Raw genomic sequence first — 2,477 nt, 5'->3', positions numbered from 1 at the left:
CACGGTGGAGGCGATGTGGTCCCGCCCGATGCGCATCCCCTTGGCGAACAGTTCGCGGCCGTGGCCCGCGGCGCGGCCTCGGCCAGCTCCCAGACGGTGGCGGACTGGGTGATGGTCACGTCGTTGAGCACCCCCAGCCCGCCGATCAGCAGCCCGCAAATCAGCAGCCCCGTTAACGACACCTGCGGCGCCACCGTGGACAGGGTCATCGCGTGCTCATCGGTGGCCCCGGTCAACGCTGCCGCATCGGTCAGCCACACGGCCAGCCAGGCGGTGACGCCCAGCCCGAAGAGGGTGCCCAGCAGCGCCGTGGAGGTCTTCGCGTTCAGGCCGTGGGCAAAATACAGCGCCCCGAACATGATCACCGTGGAACCCACCAGCGCCACCAGCACCGGGTTCTGCCCCTCCAGCAGGGCCGGGACCATGAACATCATCATGAACGCCACCCCGCCCAGCAGCCCGATCAGTGCCCGCCCGCCACGCCACCCGGCGACCAGCACCACCACCAGCGCGTAGGCCAGGGCCAGCAGCACCATCGGGGTGGTGCGCACGAAATCGACGAAGACATAGGGCACCGCCTCGGTGCTGGCCCCCGCCAAATCCAGGTAGCGCACCCGATCCCCGGAACCCACATCCCGGGAGCTGAGCGTTTCGGGCGGCACCTCCAGCTGGATCTCCGCCCCGCCGCCGTCGGGCATCACGTAGGTGACCGGGCACTGCAGCTCCTTGCCGCCCACCTCGTCCAGCCCCTGGCTGGAGGGGCAGATCTGCGACTCGGTGCGGGTGACCGTGCCGGTGGACATCTGCACCGACCCGCTGGTGTCCATCGGGCCGCTGAGCGCGAAGCGATCGTAGTTTCCCTGGGGCCACAGCACGATCACCATCACCAGCGCAATGGCTCCCACCGGCGCCAGCAGCGCCCAGAGGATGATCGAGGCGCGCTTGCGGCGCCGGGGATCCAAGAGGATCTGCGAATGTTCGTGATGGTGATGGCCACGTGCCTGCCTTTGTCGTCCTGCCGAGATGGGCCGCTGCGTGCCCGGATGTCGTGGCACCACATCGAAGACGATGCGCAATGGTGCCCGCACCAGTGTAGCCAGCGCGCCGGGGCCAGGGCAGCGGCGAATCGCACAACGCCCCCCCGTGCGGCGCCGTCCGCGGGGATGAGCAAACAAATCCACCCAAAAGGTTCATGGGTTTACCCACCGCACCAGCGAGAATTGCCTTATGACCAGCCAGCCAGAACGCCTTGAGCCTTCGCCTTCCCCCGCGGGCGCCGATCCGCAGACCGAACCCCGCCTACGCCTTCCACCGCCTGATGCGCCGCGACCGGCAGTACCGGTGGTGGCGGCCGCTGGCGGTGGGCGGCACCACCCTGGGCTTCTATCTGGCGCTCACGGTCCTGATCGTCATCGCCATGATCGCGATGATGCTGGCCTCCCCCACCGCGTGGATGGACACCGGCACCGGCGACCCGTTGGCGGCCAGCGAGGAACTGGCACTGGACATGAGCAATCCCTCGGATTTCATCCTGACCATGCTCTCGCTCATCCTGCTGATCCCGGCCTGCTTCTTCGCCTACCTGCTGCTGGGCCCCAAGCCGGTGGGCCTGCTGTGGTCGGTGACCGGCAGGCTGCGGTTCCGCTGGCTGGCGGTGTGCCTGGGTGCGGCGCTGGGGGTGTACCTGCTCTACTTTGGCGGCGGGCTGCTGCTGGAAAGGACCGGGGTGCTGCCCTCCGCGCCGGTGCCCGCCCAGAGCGTGCCCGATTCCCCGGTGCTGATGGTGATCCTGGTGCTGCTGCTGGTGCCGTTCCAGGCACTGGCCGAGGAGTACCTGTTCCGCGGGATGCTGATGCAGATCATCGGCGGCTGGCTGAAACATCCGCTGTTCGCGATCCTGCTGCCCCTGCCGTTGTTCGTCTTCGGGCACCTCTACGACGTCTACGGCCTGCTGGATGTGGCGGCCTTCGCGCTGGCCGCCGGCTATCTCACCTGGCGCACGGGTGGGCTGGAGGCGGCCATCGGAATGCACGTGGTGAACAACGTGCTCCTGTTCCTGATGGGCGCGGCCGGGCTGATGGACATGAACGCCACCGAGGGATCCCTCGCGGCCCTGCTGCCCTCACTGGTGCTGATCGCGGTCCTGACCTTCCTGCTGGTGCGCCTGGCCGATCGTTTCGGCGTGCAGCGCACCGCCGGGCCGGCTCCGCTGCCGCCGCAGCCGCAATACCTGGTGCCGTGGTCAACCGGCGGTCACCCGCATTTCCCGCAGTACCACCAGCAGCAGTACCCGGGGCAGCAGTACCCGGTGCCGGGGCACCCGGCCCAGGGGAACTACCCGTCGGGCCATGCCCCGCGCCCCGGGTACCCCACGGGCGCCTATTGGGCGCCGCCGGCCGAACAGCTTCCGCCGTACCCGAACCCACCGCAGCAGGGGCCGGGCACTGCGGGGCAGGGAACCGATAACCCGCCGGAGC

Annotated in this window: 2 protein-coding genes; one reads left to right on the top strand and one right to left on the bottom strand. The window is 69.1% G+C overall.

Annotation, left to right across the window (positions count from 1 at the left end):
• Positions 1-1,088: YibE/F family protein (locus JCM19049_RS11725; RefSeq protein WP_279403078.1), on the bottom strand; the 1,088-nt coding region annotated here is incomplete at its 3' end.
• Positions 1,089-1,318: 230 nt separating this feature from the next.
• Between JCM19049_RS11725 and JCM19049_RS11720 the strand changes: the two genes are divergently transcribed.
• The coding region (locus JCM19049_RS11720; RefSeq protein WP_279403077.1) for a type II CAAX endopeptidase family protein at positions 1,319-2,477 on the top strand (1,159 nt) is incomplete at its 3' end.

It is taken from the genome of Arthrobacter sp. JCM 19049 (assembly GCF_001310435.1).
This window is presented reverse-complemented; position numbering and strand designations above follow the sequence as displayed.